This window comes from Agaribacter marinus, assembly GCF_030160655.1.
GTDB lineage: Bacteria > Pseudomonadota > Gammaproteobacteria > Enterobacterales > Alteromonadaceae > Glaciecola > Glaciecola marina.
The window spans coordinates 903,154-923,431 of sequence record NZ_BSOT01000005.1 but is presented as its reverse complement, the minus strand read 5'-3'; the positions used below and the strand labels follow the sequence as shown (position 1 = coordinate 923,431).

The following is a 20,278-nucleotide window of genomic DNA, read 5'->3' as shown; positions in this document are numbered from 1 at the left end:
ATTGTAGGCGTCACCACTGAAAAGGAATAATATGCCCATAGTTACCCTCCCTGACGGCAGTCAACGTAGTTTCGAAAATGCAGTAAGTGTCCTAGATGTCGCGATGGACATTGGGCCTGGTTTAGCAAAAGCGACTATTGCTGGTAAAGTGAATGGCGAGTTAGTCGACGCTATCGATTTAATTGAAGAAGACGCAAATTTACAAATCATTACGGCGAAAGACGACGCAGGTTTAGAAATCTTAAGACATAGCTGTGCGCATTTGGTCGGCCATGCAATAAAGCAGTTGTACCCTGATGTAAAAATGGCGATTGGCCCTGTGATCGACAATGGGTTTTATTATGATGTTGATTTAGACACGCCACTAAATCAGGAAGATCTTGATAAAATTGAAAAGCGAATGCTAGAGCTTGCTAAGACAAACTACTCAGTGATAAAAAAGGTCGTGAGTTGGCAGGAAGCGCGCGATACCTTTGAATCTCGCGGCGAAAGTTACAAAATGCAAATTCTTGATGAAAACATCGAGAAGTCTGACAAGCCTGGTTTGTATCATCATGAAGAATATATTGATATGTGCCGTGGTCCTCATGTACCAAACATGAAATTTTGCCAACACTTCAAATTAATGAAAGTGGCCGGTGCATATTGGCGTGGCAATAGCGATAACAAGATGCTTCAACGTATATACGGCACAGCATGGGCGGATAAAAAACAACTCAAAGCGTATTTAAATCGTTTAGAAGAAGCAGAAAAGCGTGATCACCGTAAAATTGGTAAGACGCTAGATTTATTCCATTGGCAAGAAGAAGCGCCAGGTATGGTGTTTTGGCACAACGACGGGTGGACAATCTACACCGAGCTTGAAAGTTTTATACGCCGTAAATTACACGAATATGATTATGATGAAGTGAAGGGGCCATTGATGATGGACCGTTCTCTTTGGGAGAAGTCTGGTCATTGGGATAAATATGCAGAAAACATGTTTACCACGGAATCTGAAAAGCGCGAATATGCAATTAAGCCGATGAACTGCCCTGGACACGTACAGATTTTTAATCAAGGACTAAAGTCTTATCGTGATTTACCGTTAAAAATGGCAGAGTTTGGCTGTTGTCATAGAAACGAACCCTCTGGTGCACTGCATGGTTTAATGCGAGTGAGAGGCTTTACGCAAGATGATGCACATATTTTTTGTACTGAAGAGCAAATCCTCGATGAGGTTAGTTCGTGTATCAAAATGGTATATGACACCTATGGTACTTTCGGCTTCGACAAAATTGCCGTTAAGTTATCCACACGTCCTGAAAAGCGTGTAGGCAGTGACGAAATTTGGGATAAGTCAGAAAAGGCACTTGCAGATGCGTTAAAAGCCAATGATATTGAATTTGAGTATCAACCAGGTGAGGGCGCATTTTACGGTCCTAAAATCGAATTTACCCTATATGACTGTTTAGACCGTGCTTGGCAATGCGGTACCGTTCAATTAGATTTTTCAATGCCTGGACGTTTAGGTTCTACGTTTGTTGATGAAGATGGCGAGCGTAAAGTGCCGGTGATGATCCATCGCGCAATATTAGGGTCTTTGGAGCGTTTTATTGGTATCTTGACCGAAGAATTTGCAGGCGCTTTCCCTACGTGGTTGTCGCCAACACAAGTGGTAATTGCAAATATTACGGATAGCCAAGCGGAATATGTATCTGAAGTGGAATCTGCATTGAAATCTTCTGGTATTCGAGTGAAACGTGATGTCAGAAATGAGAAAATTGGCTTTAAAATACGTGAGCACACCTTAAAGAAAGTACCTTATATGCTTGTGATTGGTGAAAAAGAGAAAGAATCGGGTGCTGTAGCGGTTCGCACACGTAAAGGTAAAGATTTGGGTGTAATGAGCGTTGATGAATTTACAACACTGTTGTTAGAAGATATAAATTCTAAAAAAATTCAATAGCACAAATAAATAGAATCGGTATAATAACGCCGTTCGTGTAGCCATGGCGTACAAAAAATGAACATGGCTATGCTGTTTTTTAATGTTCTCGGAGGACTCGCGTATTAAAGGCGGAGCTAATAAAGCACAGGGCGATAAAGCTCGTATTAATGAAGAAATTACTGTTAATGAAGTTAGATTAATTGATGCAGAAGGCGAACAGGCCGGCGTTGTGTCAATTAGACAAGCTCTTGAAGCTGCAGAAGCTGCCGGGGTAGATTTAGTAGAAGTTAGCCCTAACGCAAATCCGCCAGTCTGTAAAATTATGGACTACGGGAAGTTCGTGTTTGAAAAGAGTAAAGCTCTTAAAGAACAAAAGAAAAAACAAAAGCAAATTCAGGTCAAGGAGATTAAATTTCGCCCTGGCACTGATGAAGGCGATTACCAGGTAAAACTGCGCAACCTGCGTCGCTTTCTCGAAGGTGGTGATAAAGCCAAGGTCACGATTAGATTTCGTGGTCGAGAAATGGCTCACCAAGACATCGGCATTGACTTACTAAATCGTGTTAAAGACGATTTACAAGAAATTGCTCAAGTGGAGTCTTTCCCTCGTAGAGTGGAAGGTCGACAGATGATCATGGTGCTTGCCCCAACTAAGAAGCAGTAATGGTCTAAAGTATTAAGGTCTGCACAACCTCAATCACCTTGCTGTAAATATCAACAACTGATTTGTCTGCAACTATCAGTTAATTAAACAATGCGGAGTTTTAGCAATGCCTAAAATGAAATCTGTTAGTGGAGCGCAGAAGCGCTTCCGCAAGACTGGCTCTGGTCGTTTTAAGAGTAAACAGTCTCACTTGCGTCACATTTTGACCAAGAAGAGTACTAAGCGTAAACGTCATCTACGTGGTAAGAAATTGGTTCATGAAAATGATACCGCACTTATCCAACGTATGTTGCCGTACGTATAACCTGTACTTAAGGAGACTAAATAATGGCTAGAGTAAAACGCGGTACAATTGCCCGCGCACGTCATAAAAAAGTATTAAAGCAAGCTAAAGGTTACTACGGAGCTCGTAGTCGTGTATATCGCGTTGCTATTCAAGCAATAACTAAAGCAGGTCAATATGCATATCGTGACCGTCGCCAGCGTAAGCGTCAATTCCGTCAATTATGGATTGCACGTATTAATGCTGCGGCACGTCAAAACGGTATCAGTTACTCTCGTTTCATCAACGGTTTGAAAAAAGCGTCTGTTGAAATCGATCGTAAGATCCTTGCTGACATCGCAGTACATGACAAAGCAGCGTTTACTGCACTAGCAGACGCTGCCAAAGGCGCGTTAGCTTAAGTTAACGTTTAACAAATAGATTTAAGCTCTTTGGAAAAAGACGAGCAGGATGCTCGTCTTTTTTTTGCTTGAAATTCGTTGCTTATTATATTGCATTCCTGCCCCCACGGTTCAAACTCAAAAAATCCTTAAAAGTGTTACCTTAATCTACAAAAAAGCGTGTAAAATGTGAGGCTTATTGAATTAATTTGAAATCGCGGTTTTCTGATACGACATTGAAAACCCAAAAAAGAGGAACACATGGAGCTTGAAGCGATAATTAATGAAGCTCAATTGGCGGTAGAAACCGCCAATACGCCTGATGAGCTTGATGCCGTGCGCGTAAATTTCATGGGCAAGAAGGGTAAAATTACTGACCTAATGAAAGGTTTAGGTGCGTTGACTGCCGAAGAGAGGCCAAAAGCGGGGCAGGCAATCAACAAAATCAAACAGCAAGTACAGGGTTTAATTAACGAAAAGTTAAATACGCTTAAAGCAACTGAGCTCAATGCGAAACTTGCGCAAGAAGCTGTTGATGTTACGTTACCAGGTAAATGTGTTACGGCTGGTAATCTACATCCGGTAAGTCGCACCATTGAACGTATTGAAGCTTATTTTGCTGATCTTGGATTTCAAGTTAAATCAGGCCCAGAAGTTGAAGATGGTTTTCATAATTTTGATGCCTTAAATATTCCAAAAAATCATCCTGCAAGAGCAGACCATGATACTTTTTATTTTAGTCCTGATGTGATGTTACGGACACAAACTTCTGGGGTACAAATTCGTACAATGGAAGTAGAAACACCGCCATTGCGTATTATCTCTCCGGGGCGCGTATATCGGAATGATTATGATCAAACGCATACGCCAATGTTTCATCAAGTGGAAGGCTTGATGGTAGACACTGATGTGAGCTTTGCTGAGTTGAAAGGTATATTGCACGATTTTTTACATAACTTTTTTGAAGAAGATTTAAAGATTCGCTTTAGACCATCATATTTTCCATTTACTGAACCTTCGGCAGAAGTTGACGTCATGGGTAAAAATGGTAAATGGCTAGAAGTACTTGGTTGTGGAATGGTTCATCCAAATGTATTACGCGCAGTAAATATTGATCCCGAAAAATATACGGGCTTTGCATTTGGCATGGGCGTAGAGCGCCTGACTATGTTGCGTTACGGTGTAAATGATCTTCGTGCATTTTTCGAAAACGATGTTCGATTCCTCAAGCAGTTTAAGTAAGCAGAGTAAAAGATGAAATTCAGTGAATCTTGGTTAAGAGAATGGGTAAACCCATCACTAGATACAAATGCGTTGTGTGAACAATTAAGTATGGCGGGCCTTGAAGTCGACGGCATTGAGCCAGTGGCGGGCGAGTTTTCAGGTGTAGTTATTGGCGAAGTAACTGAATGTGGCCAACACCCTGATGCTGATAAATTACAAGTGACCAAAGTAAATGTTGGCGACGAAGAGCTGCTTGATATTGTTTGTGGTGCGCCCAATTGTCGTAAAGGGCTAAAGGTTGCCGTGGCAAAAGTTGGCGCTGTGCTTCCCGGAAACTTTAAGATTAAAAAAGCGAAACTAAGAGGGCAACCGTCTTTTGGTATGCTGTGCAGTTTTTCTGAGTTAGGCATGGGTGAAGACCACTCAGGTATTGTAGAATTACCGCTTGATGCGCCGGTTGGGGAAGATATCCGAGATTATTTGTCACTAAATGACAATATCATCGAAATTGATTTAACACCGAATCGTGCAGATTGCCTTGGACTTAAAGGTGTTGCGCGCGATTTAGGCGTATTGAATCAATTAGACGTGTCTTATCCTAATATTCCTGACGTAGCGACAGCGGGGAACGACACGCGAAACATAACACTCGAGAACCCTGACGCTTGCCCTCGCTATTTAGGGCGGTTAATTGAAGGTGTTGATTTAACAAAAAGTAGCCCTTTGTGGTTACAAGAAAAACTTCGTCGTAGTGGCATCCGCAGTATTGACCCTGTTGTCGATGTAACCAATTATGTCTTGCTGGAACTGGGTCACCCGATGCACGCGTTTGATAACGATGCATTAAGTGGCGACATCGTTGTACGGATGGCACAAAAAGGCGAGAAGCTTGTTCTGTTGGACGAAACAGAAGTAACGGTGAATACAGATACTTTGCTCATCGCTGATGCCGAAAAACCTCTTGCTTTAGCTGGTATCTTCGGTGGCCTACACTCTGGCGTAACGTCAAATACTAAGCACGTTTTTCTAGAATCTGCCTTTTTCTTACCTGATGCCATATTAGGTAAGTCAAGACAATACGGTTTGCACACTGATGCATCCCATCGCTATGAGCGTGGCGTAGATTTCTCTCTTCAACGTGAAGCAATGGAGCGTGCGACAGCGCTATTGCAGAGCATTGTGGGCGGTAAAGTTCACAATATTGTTGAAGCAGTATCTGCTGACCACTTACCGGTGCGAGAAGATATCACCTTGCGTAAGTCTCGTTTAGATAAAGTGCTGGGCGTCACCCTAAGTAATGAGCGTGTGACTGATATTCTTACTCGTTTGGGTGTAAATCCATCGTTTAATAATAATGAATGGCAAGTAAGTGCGCCGAATTATCGTTTTGACATCGCGATTGAAGAAGACCTCATTGAAGAAGTGGCAAGGGTATATGGGTACAACAGCATTCCAACTCAAGCACCTGTAGCCAGTTTGAATATGATCCCTCACAAAGAAGCTGATGTGAGCCTAAGTTCAATTAAAAGTACGCTTTTGCAAGCGGGTTTTAATGAAGCTATTACGTATTCATTTGTGGATCCTAAAAAGCAGAATTTACTTTTTCCTGCCCTAGAAGGGAAACTGCTTCCACACCCAATATCTGCGGATATGTCGGCAATGCGGGTGAGCTTGTTGACGGGTCTACTGCACGCTTTGTCATACAATCAAAAACGTCAGCAATTGAACATGAAAATGTTCGAAACTGGTTTGGTTTTCATACCGGATGAGACTGAAAAAGCAGGCGTAGCACAATACCCAGTGATTGCTGGTGTGTTGTCTGGTAATACGCACTCTGAGCATTGGAATATTTCGAATACACCGTTGGATTTCTTTGACGTAAAAGGTGTTGTTGAACAATTACTGGCTAGCGCATGTGACGGTGTTGAGTTTAGCTTTGAGCGCTCAAAGGAGTCAGCTTTTCATCCAGGGCAAAGTGCGAATATTTTAGTAGATGGAAATAAAGTTGGAATATTTGGTGCGATACATCCTCAGTTAGAAAAACCACTAGGCCTTAACGGTAGAACGTTTGCATTTGAATTGAAATTGGATGCAATTTTACAACGAAAATTACCTTGGGCGAGCAAAATATCTAAGTTCCCAATGAACCGAAGAGACCTTGCATTTAGCCTAGATGAAACAGTTGAAACCGGTAAACTACTAAAAAGTATAAAAAAAATTGGCATATCAGAATTAGTTGACATAAACTTATTTGACGTATACCAAGGTAAGGGTATTGCTGAGGGTAAAAAGAGCCTCGCAATTTCTTTGTGGTTACAGAGTAAAGAACGTACTCTTGAAGATGAAGAAATCCAACAAGCGGTCGATAACGTTGTTAGTCATCTAGAGGAACACTTCGGTGCAACATTGAGAGATTAGTCAATATGGCATTAACCAAAGCGGATATGGCCGAACATTTGTTCGATAAACTTGGCATAAACAAGAAAGAAGCTAAAGACTTAGTAGAGTTGTTTTTTGAGGAAATCAAAGAATGCTTAGAGTCTGGCGAGCAAGTTAAGTTATCGGGCTTCGGCAATTTTGATTTACGTACGAAAAACGAACGTCCTGGGCGAAACCCTAAGACGGGTGAAGATATACCAATTAAAGCTCGGCGAGTGGTTACCTTTCGCCCAGGGCAAAAGCTCAAATCAAGAGTTGAAAATATCCCTAGGAAAGATGCTTAGTATTAATGCTTATTAGTACAGTTTCAGTTTTCTACAACGCTACTCAAATAGTAAAACGCACATTTTTTATGTGCGTTTTTTTTACTGTGGTTGCTTGTTCTGATGCCGTAAATACACCTGAAAATACATCAGTTGAGATAACTGAAGCGCAACAACCATTACTTAGCCTCAGTGAGCTGCTTGCAGCTGATGACGTTCGGCAAGGTTTAGCCAATGCCAGTATAACAAAAGATATTATTGCACTAGAAACGTGGCAAACACGCTTGTTATCTGCCGCAGATGAAGTGTATTTAGTGCCATCTGAACGAAAGCTAATAAGTGGTAAGCAAGGGCTGATGTTTCTTGAGTTTCAGGGAATGAAGATAAATTATCAAGAGGCGTTTGATAAGGCATTTTTTAACTTTGAAGATGTAAACGAAGTATTTGTCACTTATCCTGCGTTTGAGTCATTGCATGAGAAAGGGCGTGACTTAGTGCGTAAACGTGACCAACTCATTTTGCAAACTAAAGTGACGTTGGAAGAGCGCGGCTATACTGGTGATACTTTGGCTGAAGCGAAGAACCAATGGCAGGCAGCCATGTCACAACACAATTCGTCACAACACAATTCGTCACAACACAATCAATAGCAACTTTATGTGTAACTTGCGTGTATAGATTTAAGAATTTTATTTTTAAATTTACCATATTGCATAATCTCTCGCCCTTGCTTGCCTCCTATGTTTCATTTAGTTAACAATATACAAACAACAATGTAAATACCTGCTGTATAGGAAGATTATGAGTAAAAAAGTTTCACGTCGCGATGCTTTGAAATTTGTCGCTGCCGGTGTGGTTTCGACAGGTGTCGTAGGGTGTGCTAGACAACCATTACACGCCGAGAATTCCTCTACTAAAAATACTTCTTCTGCAAAATATGCAAAGGAAGTGAAAACAGACAATTGGTCTAAAACGCATGATCGCGTGTGGTTAGGCGGTGAGTATTGGGCTAATCCGATGGAAGATTGGCGTGTCATTGATGGTGGTGCTGAATGTTTAAGCAATGGCGGCAATCGCAGTGTGCATTCCTTAACTCATCAACTGACGAGGATAGATAAAGCTTTTACTATGTCTGTTACAATACGCCGTTTAAGCTCAAGCAAAAATGACGGTGGTGCTGGACTCCGATTAGGCGCGAGAAGCGAATTAAATGAATATCGCAGTAATTGTTTTGTGCAATCAGGGTATGACGCCGGAATAAAAGGCGGGAACTTAGTTTTAGGCAACAAAAGTATAGCGTTATCTGATGATGTTAAAGATAAAGATGTGACCTTACTTTTGAGCGCCAAGCCGCAACTTGGTGCGTCACAAATTACATTAGTCGCTCAAATCGATAGTATACGCATTGGGAGTATTTCTCATTTAGCGTCTGAAGACGAGCTACTAGGTAACGTTGCTGTAGTGAGTAACTTCGCTATTGAGTCTGTTGAGCATCAACATCCTGCTAAAGAAAAGTTAGGTAATCGTTATCGCTTTAGCCAATGGCGTATGCAAGGTGAAGCGTTTGAAGTAAAAGAAGAGCAACGCTTTGGTCCCTTGCTGTGGACAATGTACTCATTAAGCGACTCTCGTTCAGACGAAGGCTTTGTTATGAAACTAAGTGCTTACACTGGGCCAATCGGCGAGCAAGACAATCAAAACGTAACGCTTCAGATTTATAAAGATTCTCAGTGGCTTACTATTGGTGAACAAGCGTTAAATACCGATGGTTGGGTGACCACATTTCGCATCCCAAATTGGCAAGCAAAATATGATGTTAAGTATCGGGCAGTCTATATCGAAAATCATACAGATGGGTCAAGTACCCCCTCATATTTTGCGGGCGTAATAAAGGCTAACCCTGAAAATAGAGATTTGCGTATGGCAGCGCTAACGTGTCAAAACGATTACGGTTACCCTTATCAACCTGTTGCCGACAACGTACAGAACTTAGATCCTGACCTTGTGTTTTTCTCTGGTGATCAGTTGTATGAGCAACATGGCGGCTTTGGCTACATTAGAGAGCCTGAAAATTTAGCGATACTAAATTACTTACGTAAATTTTATCAATTTGGTTGGGCATTCAGAGAAGTAATGAGAAATTGTCCAACCATATGCTTGCCCGACGACCATGATGTGCTGCAAGGCAACTTATGGGGAGAGGGCGGCGCCAAGATGCAGAATATAAACAAAGACTATTCTGCATCTATATTAGGTGGCTATATAGAGCCAGCTCGGGTCGTAAATACCGTACACAGAACCAGCCTTGGCCACCACCCTGATGCCTTTGACCCAACACCCACCAACGGGATTACTTCATATTATGGCGATATGGTTTATGGAAATGTTGGGTTTGCTATTTTAGCTGACCGTCAGTGGAAAAGCGGCCCTGAACGTATTAATGTTGATGTCGGGCAAACGGGGCAGGATGAAGAGCCGAGCTATGTGAACCCCAACTATGACAATGATAGTTTGGCACTGCTAGGCGCCCGCCAAGAGCAGTTTTTGAAACAATGGTCTGATGATTGGCGAGGACACAAGTTAAAAGCGGTACTAAGCCAAACAGTATTTGCTGGCATATCTACTCATCAACCGCAACCAGATCGTTACTTAAAATACGATTTTGATAGCAGCGGATGGCCGGCCTCCGCTAGAAACAGAGCGATTGATTGCATGCGTCCCTCTATGGCTTTACACATCTGCGGTGATACTCACCTTGGCTCATTATCCCAATACGGGGTAAACAAGCAACGTGATAGCAATTGGGCATTTTGCACGCCCGCGATATCTGCGGGTTGGCCTAGGTGGTGGCTACCAGACGATGTCGGTTTAGCGCATAAAAACAGACCGCAACATGGTATTCCACAAACGGGGGAGTATCTAGACAGTTTTGGAAATAACATTTATGTATATGCGGTTGGTAATCCTGATGTCGGTAAATCTGGGAATAGATATGTAAAAGCGCATGAAAAAGGCAGTGGGTTTGGTTTCATTACCTTCGATACTAAGGCGTTAACTTACACTATGTCGGCGTACAAATTTTTAGTGGATGTAACAGACGGCAAAGAAAGCAATCAATTTACTGGCTGGCCTGTGACTATTCACCAAAAAGAAAATAAAGGTGAGAATCAACTCGCTTAATTATAGTTATAGTGTGGGGTAGCCTCGGTTATCCCTCATCCTTAATTGGTGTCTTGCTTATTTTTTATTGAATTGCAGCGTATGTTCAACTGATTGAGGCAATAAAGGCGTTTTTTGATGTGTCGCATATTCGTCAAACCCTGAAAAATAAAAGGGTGACAGCGGGTGCATCGATTGTCCTCCGGGAATAGTAAGTATGGCATTTTTTAAATGCCCTGGTTGTACTATTAAGCGTTGCGAGGCGCCAAAAGCAGGAGACTGAACGGCTGGCATATAGCTGTCACCAAAACTTGGCACCGTTGGCATATTCAAATACTCTCCAATAAATCCTAGCGACGATGCCAATGGATGTTTAACCGTCAATGCGTTTACGTTGCCCCAAGCAAGTGCAGATAAATCTTCTTCAGTAGCGTCAAATTGCGCCATTAGTGTATGCTTCATTTGAACATACACATTTTTTATCATTTCATCATAATTTGGATACTTTGCATCAAGCCAATCATTTGCTTGATTGTTTATTAATTGCCAGATAGCGGGTTCAATTGAGCGCAATAAATAACGTGTTTTTACAACATTTGCATGATCTTGCGCTTTAATTGCACCGTTTATCGGTTTTAATATTTCATTGATGAAGCGTGACCGAAAGCGTCTCACAAGCGTGTAACCAATGGAATCAGCGCAAGCACATGCTTGCCAGCTATCGAGTAACGCAATATCCTTTTCGTAGCGTTGTGGATTCTGTTTTAGTGTACTCAATAACAAATGATGCCAAGGCATTAAAAATTGCGCCTGATTGTCGAGCTGTAGTTGATAAAATGCATCTTCAGTAAAGTTATTTCCACCCATTAGCTTGTCGGCAATTTGCTGCTGTCTTGCCCCTAGAGCATAGCCGCCATCACCATAACGAGGTAAGTCTTTTGTACTGACAACGCGCGCGTTGGCACTCCATATTCGGCCATGCTCAGGGTTAACGATATTCGCAGGTGCTTGTTCTGCAAATTTCCATGCAGGGTCAAAATTCTCTTCAATAACCGCTACTTTAGACGGCGTTGTTCGAGATGTAATTGCGCCAGTTAGTTGCCACGCTACTTCACCAATACTGTCGGCGATTGCCATATTCTGCACTGGAATAGCAATGTGTTTGGCTAAAGACAATGCATCATGAATATTCGTTTTTTCAGCCAAATCCGCAACTAACATATTAATAGCGTAATCTTCATGTGCTACCCATTTTAGCGCGTAATTTATTCCGTCAATGTTGCGTACAGGGCCAAAATCACTGATAGCAATTGTAAATTTTTCTATCTCGCCATTGGGCAAGGTAACGCTTTCCGTTTGCTGACGTACTGCAGTATTGTCAGATAACGCTATCCAATCCACATTATCTACATTCGAGTTTGTAAACCCCCACGCGATGTGGCCATTGCTGCCAACTATTACCGCAGGTGTGCCGGGTAAGCTAACACCAGTAACGCTTACGTTGCTGTCGTTGTGCATATAGTTAAGTTGAGCGCGATACCATAGCGCTGGCACTCGTAAACCTAAATGCATGTCGTTACTAAGCATAGCACTGGTGTTGCTTGTGGTTGACGTATTGTTCGTTAAATCTTTGGCCACTAAATCACCCGCAACCGCCCAATTGTTACTGCCGATATCGGGGACTTCTATGAGGTCTTTGTAAGCCGTCACCAACTCATTGTTGATGCGCGGTGGGGGAGGGATTTCAGCCGGCGCATTTGTTTCGACGCTGAAGTCCATCGTTGATTGGTAGTTACTCGCTTGTGTAAAAAAAGACAGCAAATTTTCACTTGTAAAATGTTGGATGCCTGTGAAGTGAAAATCTCTTTCGATTTGACCTTGTTGAAGATCTATATACATACTAAATGTGGCAAGTAAACTGTCTTCAGGTAACCATTGAGTAAAGTTTGTGCCTGTCAGAATATATTCAAAGCCTGAAACGTCTTGCTGTTTTACGGCATCATTTACGCCATTGGCATAGTGCTGGAGCAAGGCACGTTGTTGCTCCGGTAGTTTTTCGAATATACTTCGTGCGCGTTGCCTGAACTGATGAACGCGATGCGCTTTATCTACATTTAATGCTCGCCTGCCAACGATAGACGACAATTCCCCTGCAGCATTTTTGCGCAGTAAGTCCATCTGAAATAATCTATCTTGTGCATGGGCAAATCCTAAGGCATATGCGCTGTCGAGCTTATTGGGTGCGTTGATAATAGCTGTGCCTAAACGGTCTCGCTGTAGCGTGGTATTAGCAGACACATTGGCATTCAGTATTTTGCCATCCAATATAGGTAAGCTAGATTTCAAGCTTAAGTAGGCCCCTAAAGATGCCAATGCAGCAAGAGATAACAAGATGATTAGCGACCAGCTAAGTATTTTTATTGTTTTCACTTATGTTTACCTTTTGCTTGTTTAGGCGCTAATTTATTGGGTTTTCGACGGGTGGCTTATAGCGATGTAGCCTGACCAAAATACCAATCGCCGGATGGTCAAAATAATGAATTTGTTTACTAATTATTCGTCGCCGTTGTTTAAAGGGAAATTCTTCAATTCTGCTCTCACCGTTGGCATCTAATTCCATTCGATAATGCATAAACTCGCTATCAATATGCAAGTAGGGTACGCGGTTTACATAGTCTAAATACACTTTAAACAATCCTTCTACCTCAAATGCAGAAAAGTCCTGTTTACTTTCAAGGTTCTCGTTTTTTAATGGAAGGACTTCGTCTTCCCAAGGGATGTCTTTATTACTGCCTAGCGCCGCTTCAATACTATTTAAGACAGACAAAATTGAGTCATCCGTCATGTCAATGTTGTCGGTACTTTGTGTTTGATCAACATTATCATCGAGCGTCTTCGTTAGTTTTTCACCGGCGAATATGCGTACAAAGCGGGCATTTTCTTCGCCAAACACGACTTGTTGACGCCAGGCAGTATAAAGCAGTGGAACAATGTCTCTTTGCCTAAACGTATTTTCAACGAATGTCTTCATTTTCAGAGCGTCTTCGCTGATTATTGAATTGTTGCCGACAATGTAGGCAGTGCTTGAAAACAACGTCGTGGGCATTTTGTCAATTGCAGGCGGGAGTTTATTTTGGTTGCAGCTCAAAGAAATGTCTAAACTGGGAGTAATGACTTCGAGGTCTTGCGCTTCATTTTCTAGCGCACCTTTATCAACGCTTACCTGACTTTCGTGCGCCATGGGCTGCTGGGGAAGGTTTGCTATGTCTCGCCAAAGGGTTTGAGCAAACTCTCCATGTGGTATTTTTAGCTTGGGTAGTGTTGGCAATACATCAAATGATACTGCTTCAGCTTGAGTATTTTGCGGATTCCCTAGTGTATCGACATTATTGAGTGCTTGAGTGGCTAGATATTTATTTAGTGCATCTATGGGTGTTGCAGATATTTCTTCTATAGTCGCAGACATATCTATTATTTGAGGCATGGGAGCAGGTTCACAATTAGGTAACGCGTTTAGAATGCTTAGATAGGGTGTCTGTTGCTCAAGTACTGGCAAACTAAAAAGATCCATCCCTACGTCATTTGACGGTATAAATGCCGCTGCGCTAAAATCTTCAACTGATGAACCATCGAGTTGACGTTTAAATACTGCAAATTCTACGTCAAACCACCACGCTTGTTCGTCCTGCGCATGCACATTTGTAATACTCATTACATTACTTATTAACAAAAAAGAAATGATGCATAGGCGGACACGGCCTACATAGCGAAGCTTGATTAATTTACCCATTAGATTCCTTCGAAAACGTCGCCAATAAATTTCCAACAAACTCAATCCGTTCAGCACTTTCTGTCGATTTTTTGTTGATACGTAAGCGTTGTGGGCCATCAAATTTATATACATTCGGCTTTTGCTGAATGAGGGAAATTAGATAACCAGGATCAACCACTGTGTTTGCATCAAATTCAATCATACCACCGACTTCTGTGAATTCTACCTTCTTAACACCAAGGCGTGATGCGTTCAGTTTGAAACTAGTAATTTTCACAAGGTTTTTGGCTGCCTGTGGTAGTAATCCAAAACGGTCAATTAATTCTATCTGGAAGTCATCAATATCGTCTTGATGAGCACAGCTTGCCAACTTTTTATATAGTGATAAGCGTGTATTTACGTCACCAATGTAATCTTCTGGCAACAAGGCTGGAATACGAAGCTCTATTTCAGTCTGTTCGCTCATTGCATCATGTAGGCTAGGTTCTTTGCCTTGTTTTAATGCATCTACTGCTTTGTCGAGCATGTCCATGTACATCGAAAAACCAACAGAGTTGATTTGTCCAGATTGGCCATCACCAAGTAACTCTCCGGCACCTCGAATTTCTAAATCATGTGTTGCCAAGGCAAAACCTGCACCGAGTCCTTCAAGTGAAGAAATCGCCTCTAGTCGTTTGCTTGCGTCTTTGGTCATGCGTTTGGGGTGTGGCGTTAACAAATAGGCATACGCCTGGTGATGCGAACGGCCAACACGGCCACGCAATTGATGCATTTGTGCAAGGCCAAGGTGGTCTGCTCTATCCATAATAATGGTGTTTGCTGTCGGTATGTCTATCCCTGTTTCGATGATCGTAGAACATACAAGTACATTGTGCCGTTGGTGATAGAAATCATTCATGACGGTTTCTAGTTCACGCTCTCGCATTTGGCCATGCCCTATCGCGATGCGTGCCTCTGGCACAATTTCTTCGATATCTGCGGCAGTTTGCTCAATCGTCTTTACTTCATTATGCAAGAAATATACTTGGCCACCGCGCAGAATTTCACGCATGATAGCCTCGCGAATCACTTCATTGTTCTTTTGAAGTACGAAGGTCTTAATGGCTAAACGCTTTGCTGGCGGTGTGGCAATGATGGATAAATCTCGCATACCGCTCATTGCCATATTTAAGGTTCTAGGAATGGGCGTGGCTGTCAATGTCAGTATGTCGACGTCGGCACGCAAGGCTTTGAATTGTTCTTTTTGACGAACGCCAAAGCGGTGTTCTTCATCAATAATAACTAAACCTAAATCTTTAAATTTAATATCTTTTTGTAACAGTTTATGGGTACCAACAACGATATCCGTTTTGCCTGATGTAATATTTTCAATCACATTGCGTTGTTCTTTTGCAGTGACAAAGCGTGACATAACATCAATTTTAAAGGGAAATTGAGAAAAGCGATCTTTAAAATTATCATAGTGCTGCTGGGCAAGCAGGGTAGTGGGGACCAATATGGCCACTTGTTTTCCGCATGAAGCGGCAATGTACGCTGCACGCATCGCCACCTCAGTTTTACCAAAGCCGACATCACCGCAGACTAATCGGTCCATGGCATTATTCGCTGCCATGTCTTGTATTACGGCATTAATTGCAGAGGCTTGATCGTCGGTTTCAGCATAAGGAAAACTATCAGCAAAGGTTTGATAATCATGCCAATCTAGCGGATAAGCAAAGCCAGGCTTTGCGGCACGTTTTGCATAAATATCGAGCAGTTGAGCTGCAACATCTCTTACTTTTTCAGCGGCCTTTTTCTTTTGCTTGCTCCAAGTGTCATTACCTAAATTGTGCAGGGGAGCTTGTTCTACATCACCGCCACTGTATCGGCTAATTAAGTGCAACGACGAAACCGGTACATAGAGTTTTGCCTGTTTTGCGTATTCAATACTCAAAAACTCCGTTGTTACGCCGCCTGCATCCAATGTCTGCATCCCGAGAAAACGCCCAACACCGTGTTCCATATGCACCACGGGGGAGCCTTCGGACAGTTCAGCAAGATTACGGATAATAGCGCTTTCGTCGACGTGTTTCGCACGTTTAGCATGTCGACGTTTGCTTACCTTGTGACCAAGTAGTTGTTTTTCTGTAATTACAAGGTGTTTTGCGTCTCTATCTTCACAACGGTAGCTATCTTCAACTATACCAATAGTAATTAGCACATCATTTGAGCTTGTGTTATCTAATGAGAATTTATCTATAGGCTTAGGTTTTATATTGGCTTTATGCAATATGTCTATGAGTGCTTCTCTGTGCCCAGCAGATTCAGCGACAAACAGCACTGGTGAGTTTGCATTATGCGCAGCTTTTATTTGAGCTTGTATAGCGCTGTATGGGTTGGTCGCAGTGGTATCAATGCCTATATTATTAATGGGCTTAGTATTGAAATCAGCAAACCCTTTAGCATCACCCCCAGTTTTTGTCGTAATGGTAATACGCGGTCGCTGTTTTAAAGCAGTGAGCAGGCTAATCGTATCTAAATACAAATCTTCAGGAGGCAACAAGGGCCTAGCCAAATTAAACTGGTATTGCTGATGACGTTGAATTAAATCTTGCCAAAAACGGTTTGAAGCCGGTTCCAACTGTTCGTTAATGATGACTATATTGTCATCGTGTAAGTAATCGAACAGTGTCGCCGTTTGTTCAAAAAATAATGGTAGATAATATTCGACTCCGCCAGGCATCGTCCCACGGCTCACCTGATAAAATACGGAGTCTTGGTCTCCATTGTTTGCATTTGGAAATTTTTCTAAGTAACGATTTCTAAAACGAGTAATTGACGCCTTATCCGTGGGGAATTCACGCGCAGGTAGCAAACGAATTTCATTTATTTTGTCCATACTTCGCTGAGAGCTTGTATCGAAGTAATGGATAGTATCAATTTCGTCATCAAATAAATCGATTCTAAATGGTTGATCACTGCCCATTGGGAATAAATCAATGATTGACCCACGTATACTAAATTCACTATGAGACATGACCTGGCTGACATGCAAATAACCTGATTTTTCTAGGGTTCGACGAAAATTTGCTGGGTCTAATTTGTCACCGACTGTTAAATACAGCAAATGTTGCCCAACGTATTCAACGGGGGCCAATCGTTGCAAGAGCGTGTTAACCGGTAATAAAAAAATACTCGCGTGGTTCTTACTCAGCAAATAGAGTGTTTCTAAACGTTTTGATACGATGTCTTGATGCGGCGAAAATGCGTCGTAGGGTAAAGTTTCCCAATCAGGGAACAAGTGGACATTTGCACCTTCACTTTCATTGAGAAAAAATGCTATTTCCTTTTCGAGTTTATAGGCATGTGCCATGTCTTCAGTAACAACGATCAGCGAACCTTTGTGCTGTACACTTGTTTGTGCGATTGCCATCGCTTGGCTGCTGCCTGCAAGAGAAGACCAATGGACATGGTCGGTATTTGTTGCTGAAAGTTTAGGTAATCTTGGGGTTTTTAAGCTCATATAATTTGGGTGTAAAGCCTATTGTTTGTTATTTTTCGATTTTTGTTTGCGCAATAATTTAGTTTGTAGATGCAAGCTGGCTCTTACAAGGAGTTCCTGATCTTGTTCGCGAATATGCGTAAAGTAATAACTGGTTTCGTATCCGTCGTCTGTTTTTACTGAATCCACCGCTTCTGCAAGGCAAAAAACTGCAGCTGATTCATCTTCAAGAAATAATTTAATAACAACCGCTGCGCCTATCTCTACTTGCATTTGTGTTTGGACAATAATCCCGCCACCACCAAACTTTTGCGTAACATGGCGATATTCTGGATCATCTTGCTCCTGCAAAATATAAGACATCATCAAGTCCATTTTTTTTGCTTGGAGTTGAAGGTAGGTCACTAGCTCTTCAAATTTATCGCCCATACTGCGAAATGGGCGCAATGCTTGTGCTTCAATTTCAGACATTTCTGCGGCAATTCTAAATGCGTAAGGCATTGACTGCTCAAACTCAGGCATGCTCGCAGTAGTTTGCGCAGAGCTTGCCGGTAGAATATTAATTGGCAATGGATGTTCCATTAAAAAGAAAGACGCAAATTGCGCTTGTTTTTCGACTAAGGTATCCAAAGCAAATTCCTATTTTGTTAGTTTTCTTTTGTAGCCTTAAATTTTCTCATACAAAGACCAGTAAATGATAGTAAACTTTAAGTAATTCAGAAATAAAAGGTTAATTTTTCATGCTGTTACCGCAGTTTATTGCGCTTAGGTATGCAAGAGCTGGAAGCAAACGTAGTTTTGTCGCGTTCATTAATCGTTTTTCGATTTTAGGGATCACACTAGGAATAGCGGCACTCATCATTGTGTTATCTGTGATGAATGGCCTAGAAGCACAACTCAAATCAAGAATATTGGGTATTTTGCCTCACGTTGTCGCGAGTGCATCACCAAATCAAGTAAGTGGATTGAATTTTGACGACGAGCGTGTATTAAGCACGGCAAGTTATCTTGAACAGGAAGTTGTTGTGCAGTCACGTACACATGTGAAAGGTGTGATTTTACAAGGTGTCGATACTGAGAAAAATGCAGCATATTCGATGATTGCGCAGTCAATGAGACAGGGTAGTTACGACAGTTTAGGGGCGGGTGAATTTAACCTAGTATTGAGTCAAACGCTAGCAAATCAGTTGTCGGTGAGCGTTGGGCAAAAGGTGCGCTTAATTAGCCCACAAACGAGCGTACATTCGCCATTTGGTAAGCTGCCTAGCCAGCGCCTTTTTACTGTCACTGGCATATTTAATGTGGCATCTGAAATGGATGACAAGGTAGTTGTCGTACATTGGCATGATGCTGCTAAGTTGATGCGTAAAAAACCGGAAATAATTGCCACTACTCGTTTATTTTTACAAGATCCTTTTGAATATGAAAAAATAGTCCGTACCTTACGTAACGCAAATATCGACTTTACATTGTGGCGAGAGCGTCAGGGGGCGTTATTCGACGCAGTTAAGATGGAAAAAAACATGATGACCTTGATGCTTACGCTAGTGATTTTAGTCGCTGGCTTTAATGTGGTGTCGGCGTTAGTTATGGTCGTCGCTGAAAAACGAGCCGATATCGCCATATTGCAAACACAAGGCATGTTGCCTCGACAAATAACACAAGTATTCGTCCTTAACGGCATTTTTAATGGCTGTGTGGGCGTAGTTGGGGGTGTAATTTTAGGCCTTGGTGGCGTTTATTTGTTGAATCCTCTGTTAGACTTGATGAACTTCGGCTTGGCGTTTGGTGACAATGGACAGAGCTTGCCGATTGACGTGCGCTGGCTACAAGTTACCCTAATTTTATCCTGTACCATTTTACTTTGTGGCCTGGCTTCTTTATATCCGGCAAAAATGGCTGCGGCCATAAAACCGGCAAATGGGTTGCGAACGGCATAAGCACTTCACCTTATGATATTTGGTGCTATACTTCGCGCCATAGTGATTTTGACTTTGTGCATTAATGCAAAGTACATGAAACCAAAGGGTTAAGTTTGAATAAACATTTTATCGATTCTGCCGCGTTACTGAGAGATTCTTTTTTGGTCGCGGATAAAGCGTATAAAGACGGCTTTAGACCTGATTTTATTGTAGGTATATGGCGCGGTGGTGCACCAATTGGTATTGCTGTTCAAGAATATTTCGAATATCGCAATGCACCCACTGATCACATTGCTGTTCGCACGTCCTCTTACTATGGTATTAATCAGCAATCTAAAGAAATTCGTGTGCATGGCTTACACTACCTTGTCGAAAATGCGAATGCCGAAGATAAATTACTAATCGTTGATGACGTATTCGATTCTGGTAGAAGTATCCAAGCCTTGGTTAGTCAAATTAACGTACTTATGCGCCTAAATGCGCCAAAAGAAATCCGCGTCGCGACGCCTTGGTATAAACCACAAAATAACAAGACCGACATTACGCCTGATTACTACGTACATGAAAGTAGCGAATGGTTGGTTTTCCCGCATGAACTATCTGGTTTAACGCCTGAAGAAATAATGAATGGCAAGCAAGAGTTAGCACCAATTTTAGATATTTTAACAGCCAAATAGTAGGTTTAAAATCAGGCAGTCGTCCTATACAGTGCGTTTAGGGCATTGAATTTATAAGGTTTTGACAGACATTCTTTACAGAAA

General features: G+C 42.0%; 15 protein-coding genes. 11 read left to right on the top strand and 4 right to left on the bottom strand.

What is annotated here, in order from left to right:
• The first annotated feature begins 31 nt into the window (after positions 1 to 31).
• From thrS to QQK00_RS05560, 9 genes are all read left to right on the top strand, one after another.
• On the top strand, positions 32 to 1,948 hold the full coding sequence (thrS, locus tag QQK00_RS05600; RefSeq protein ID WP_284216496.1) for a threonine--tRNA ligase: 1,917 nt from the start codon (positions 32 to 34) through the stop codon (positions 1,946 to 1,948).
• A gap of 82 nt (positions 1,949 to 2,030) precedes the next feature.
• Entirely contained in the window at positions 2,031 to 2,594 is a 564-nt protein-coding gene (gene infC, locus QQK00_RS05595; protein ID WP_284216495.1) for a translation initiation factor IF-3, read from the top strand.
• A 106-nt stretch (positions 2,595 to 2,700) separates the two neighbouring features.
• Positions 2,701 to 2,898, top strand: coding sequence for a 50S ribosomal protein L35 (gene rpmI, locus QQK00_RS05590; protein WP_284216494.1), 198 nt, complete (start codon positions 2,701 to 2,703; stop codon positions 2,896 to 2,898).
• Positions 2,899 to 2,921: 23 nt separating this feature from the next.
• Complete coding sequence (gene rplT / locus QQK00_RS05585) at positions 2,922 to 3,278, top strand: 50S ribosomal protein L20 (RefSeq protein WP_284216493.1); 357 nt, start codon at positions 2,922 to 2,924, stop codon at positions 3,276 to 3,278.
• Between the two features lie 240 nt (positions 3,279 to 3,518).
• The gene (pheS, locus tag QQK00_RS05580; RefSeq protein WP_284216492.1) at positions 3,519 to 4,499 is read left to right on the top strand and encodes a phenylalanine--tRNA ligase subunit alpha; all 981 of its coding nucleotides are present in this window, start codon (positions 3,519 to 3,521) and stop codon (positions 4,497 to 4,499) included.
• 12 nt (positions 4,500 to 4,511) lie between these two features.
• Positions 4,512 to 6,899, top strand: a complete 2,388-nt coding sequence (gene pheT, locus QQK00_RS05575) for a phenylalanine--tRNA ligase subunit beta (protein WP_284216490.1) — start codon at positions 4,512 to 4,514, stop codon at positions 6,897 to 6,899.
• Positions 6,900 to 6,904: 5 nt separating this feature from the next.
• On the top strand, positions 6,905 to 7,204 hold the full coding sequence (locus QQK00_RS05570) for an integration host factor subunit alpha (RefSeq protein ID WP_284216489.1): 300 nt from the start codon (positions 6,905 to 6,907) through the stop codon (positions 7,202 to 7,204).
• Between the two features lie 5 nt (positions 7,205 to 7,209).
• A complete protein-coding gene (locus tag QQK00_RS05565; protein ID WP_284216488.1) occupies positions 7,210 to 7,833 on the top strand; it encodes a hypothetical protein in 624 nt (207 codons plus the stop codon).
• Between the two features lie 151 nt (positions 7,834 to 7,984).
• Complete coding sequence (locus tag QQK00_RS05560) at positions 7,985 to 10,363, top strand: alkaline phosphatase D family protein (RefSeq protein WP_284216487.1); 2,379 nt, start codon at positions 7,985 to 7,987, stop codon at positions 10,361 to 10,363.
• Between the two features lie 57 nt (positions 10,364 to 10,420).
• Here the strand turns inward: QQK00_RS05560 and QQK00_RS05555 are convergent, their stop codons facing one another.
• From QQK00_RS05555 to QQK00_RS05540, 4 genes are read right to left on the bottom strand one after another with little or no spacing between them, the layout of a single operon-like run.
• Positions 10,421 to 12,772, bottom strand: a complete 2,352-nt coding sequence (locus QQK00_RS05555) for a penicillin acylase family protein (protein ID WP_284216486.1) — start codon at positions 12,770 to 12,772, stop codon at positions 10,421 to 10,423.
• Between the two features lie 28 nt (positions 12,773 to 12,800).
• A complete protein-coding gene (locus QQK00_RS05550; RefSeq protein WP_284216485.1) occupies positions 12,801 to 14,132 on the bottom strand; it encodes a CsiV family protein in 1,332 nt (443 codons plus the stop codon).
• A complete protein-coding gene (gene mfd / locus QQK00_RS05545; RefSeq protein ID WP_284216484.1) occupies positions 14,125 to 17,616 on the bottom strand; it encodes a transcription-repair coupling factor in 3,492 nt (1,163 codons plus the stop codon). The genes QQK00_RS05550 and mfd overlap by 8 nt, the downstream gene beginning before the upstream one ends.
• An 18-nt stretch (positions 17,617 to 17,634) precedes the next feature.
• Positions 17,635 to 18,225, bottom strand: a complete 591-nt coding sequence (locus tag QQK00_RS05540; RefSeq protein ID WP_284216482.1) for a PilZ domain-containing protein — start codon at positions 18,223 to 18,225, stop codon at positions 17,635 to 17,637.
• A gap of 110 nt (positions 18,226 to 18,335) precedes the next feature.
• On the opposite strand from QQK00_RS05540, the gene QQK00_RS05535 reads away from it, so the two are divergent.
• Entirely contained in the window at positions 18,336 to 19,535 is a 1,200-nt protein-coding gene (locus QQK00_RS05535; RefSeq protein WP_284216481.1) for a lipoprotein-releasing ABC transporter permease subunit, read from the top strand.
• Between the two features lie 95 nt (positions 19,536 to 19,630).
• Positions 19,631 to 20,194, top strand: a complete 564-nt coding sequence (locus QQK00_RS05530; protein WP_284216480.1) for a phosphoribosyltransferase — start codon at positions 19,631 to 19,633, stop codon at positions 20,192 to 20,194.
• The last annotated feature ends 84 nt before the right edge of the window (positions 20,195 to 20,278 follow it).

Bases quoted from the DNA above. Each gene is read 5' to 3' on its own strand.
- mfd (WP_284216484.1), bottom strand. From the start codon at position 17,616: ATGAGCTTAAAAACCCCAAGATTACCTAAACTTTCAGCAACAAATACC.
- QQK00_RS05565 (WP_284216488.1), top strand. From the start codon at position 7,210: ATGCTTATTAGTACAGTTTCAGTTTTCTACAACGCTACTCAAATAGTA.
- QQK00_RS05570 (WP_284216489.1), top strand. From the start codon at position 6,905: ATGGCATTAACCAAAGCGGATATGGCCGAACATTTGTTCGATAAACTT.
- thrS (WP_284216496.1), top strand. From the start codon at position 32: ATGCCCATAGTTACCCTCCCTGACGGCAGTCAACGTAGTTTCGAAAAT.
- QQK00_RS05560 (WP_284216487.1), top strand. From the start codon at position 7,985: ATGAGTAAAAAAGTTTCACGTCGCGATGCTTTGAAATTTGTCGCTGCC.
- infC (WP_284216495.1), top strand. From the start codon at position 2,031: ATGTTCTCGGAGGACTCGCGTATTAAAGGCGGAGCTAATAAAGCACAG.
- QQK00_RS05550 (WP_284216485.1), bottom strand. From the start codon at position 14,132: ATGGGTAAATTAATCAAGCTTCGCTATGTAGGCCGTGTCCGCCTATGC.
- pheT (WP_284216490.1), top strand. From the start codon at position 4,512: ATGAAATTCAGTGAATCTTGGTTAAGAGAATGGGTAAACCCATCACTA.
- rpmI (WP_284216494.1), top strand. From the start codon at position 2,701: ATGCCTAAAATGAAATCTGTTAGTGGAGCGCAGAAGCGCTTCCGCAAG.
- rplT (WP_284216493.1), top strand. From the start codon at position 2,922: ATGGCTAGAGTAAAACGCGGTACAATTGCCCGCGCACGTCATAAAAAA.
- QQK00_RS05535 (WP_284216481.1), top strand. From the start codon at position 18,336: ATGCTGTTACCGCAGTTTATTGCGCTTAGGTATGCAAGAGCTGGAAGC.
- pheS (WP_284216492.1), top strand. From the start codon at position 3,519: ATGGAGCTTGAAGCGATAATTAATGAAGCTCAATTGGCGGTAGAAACC.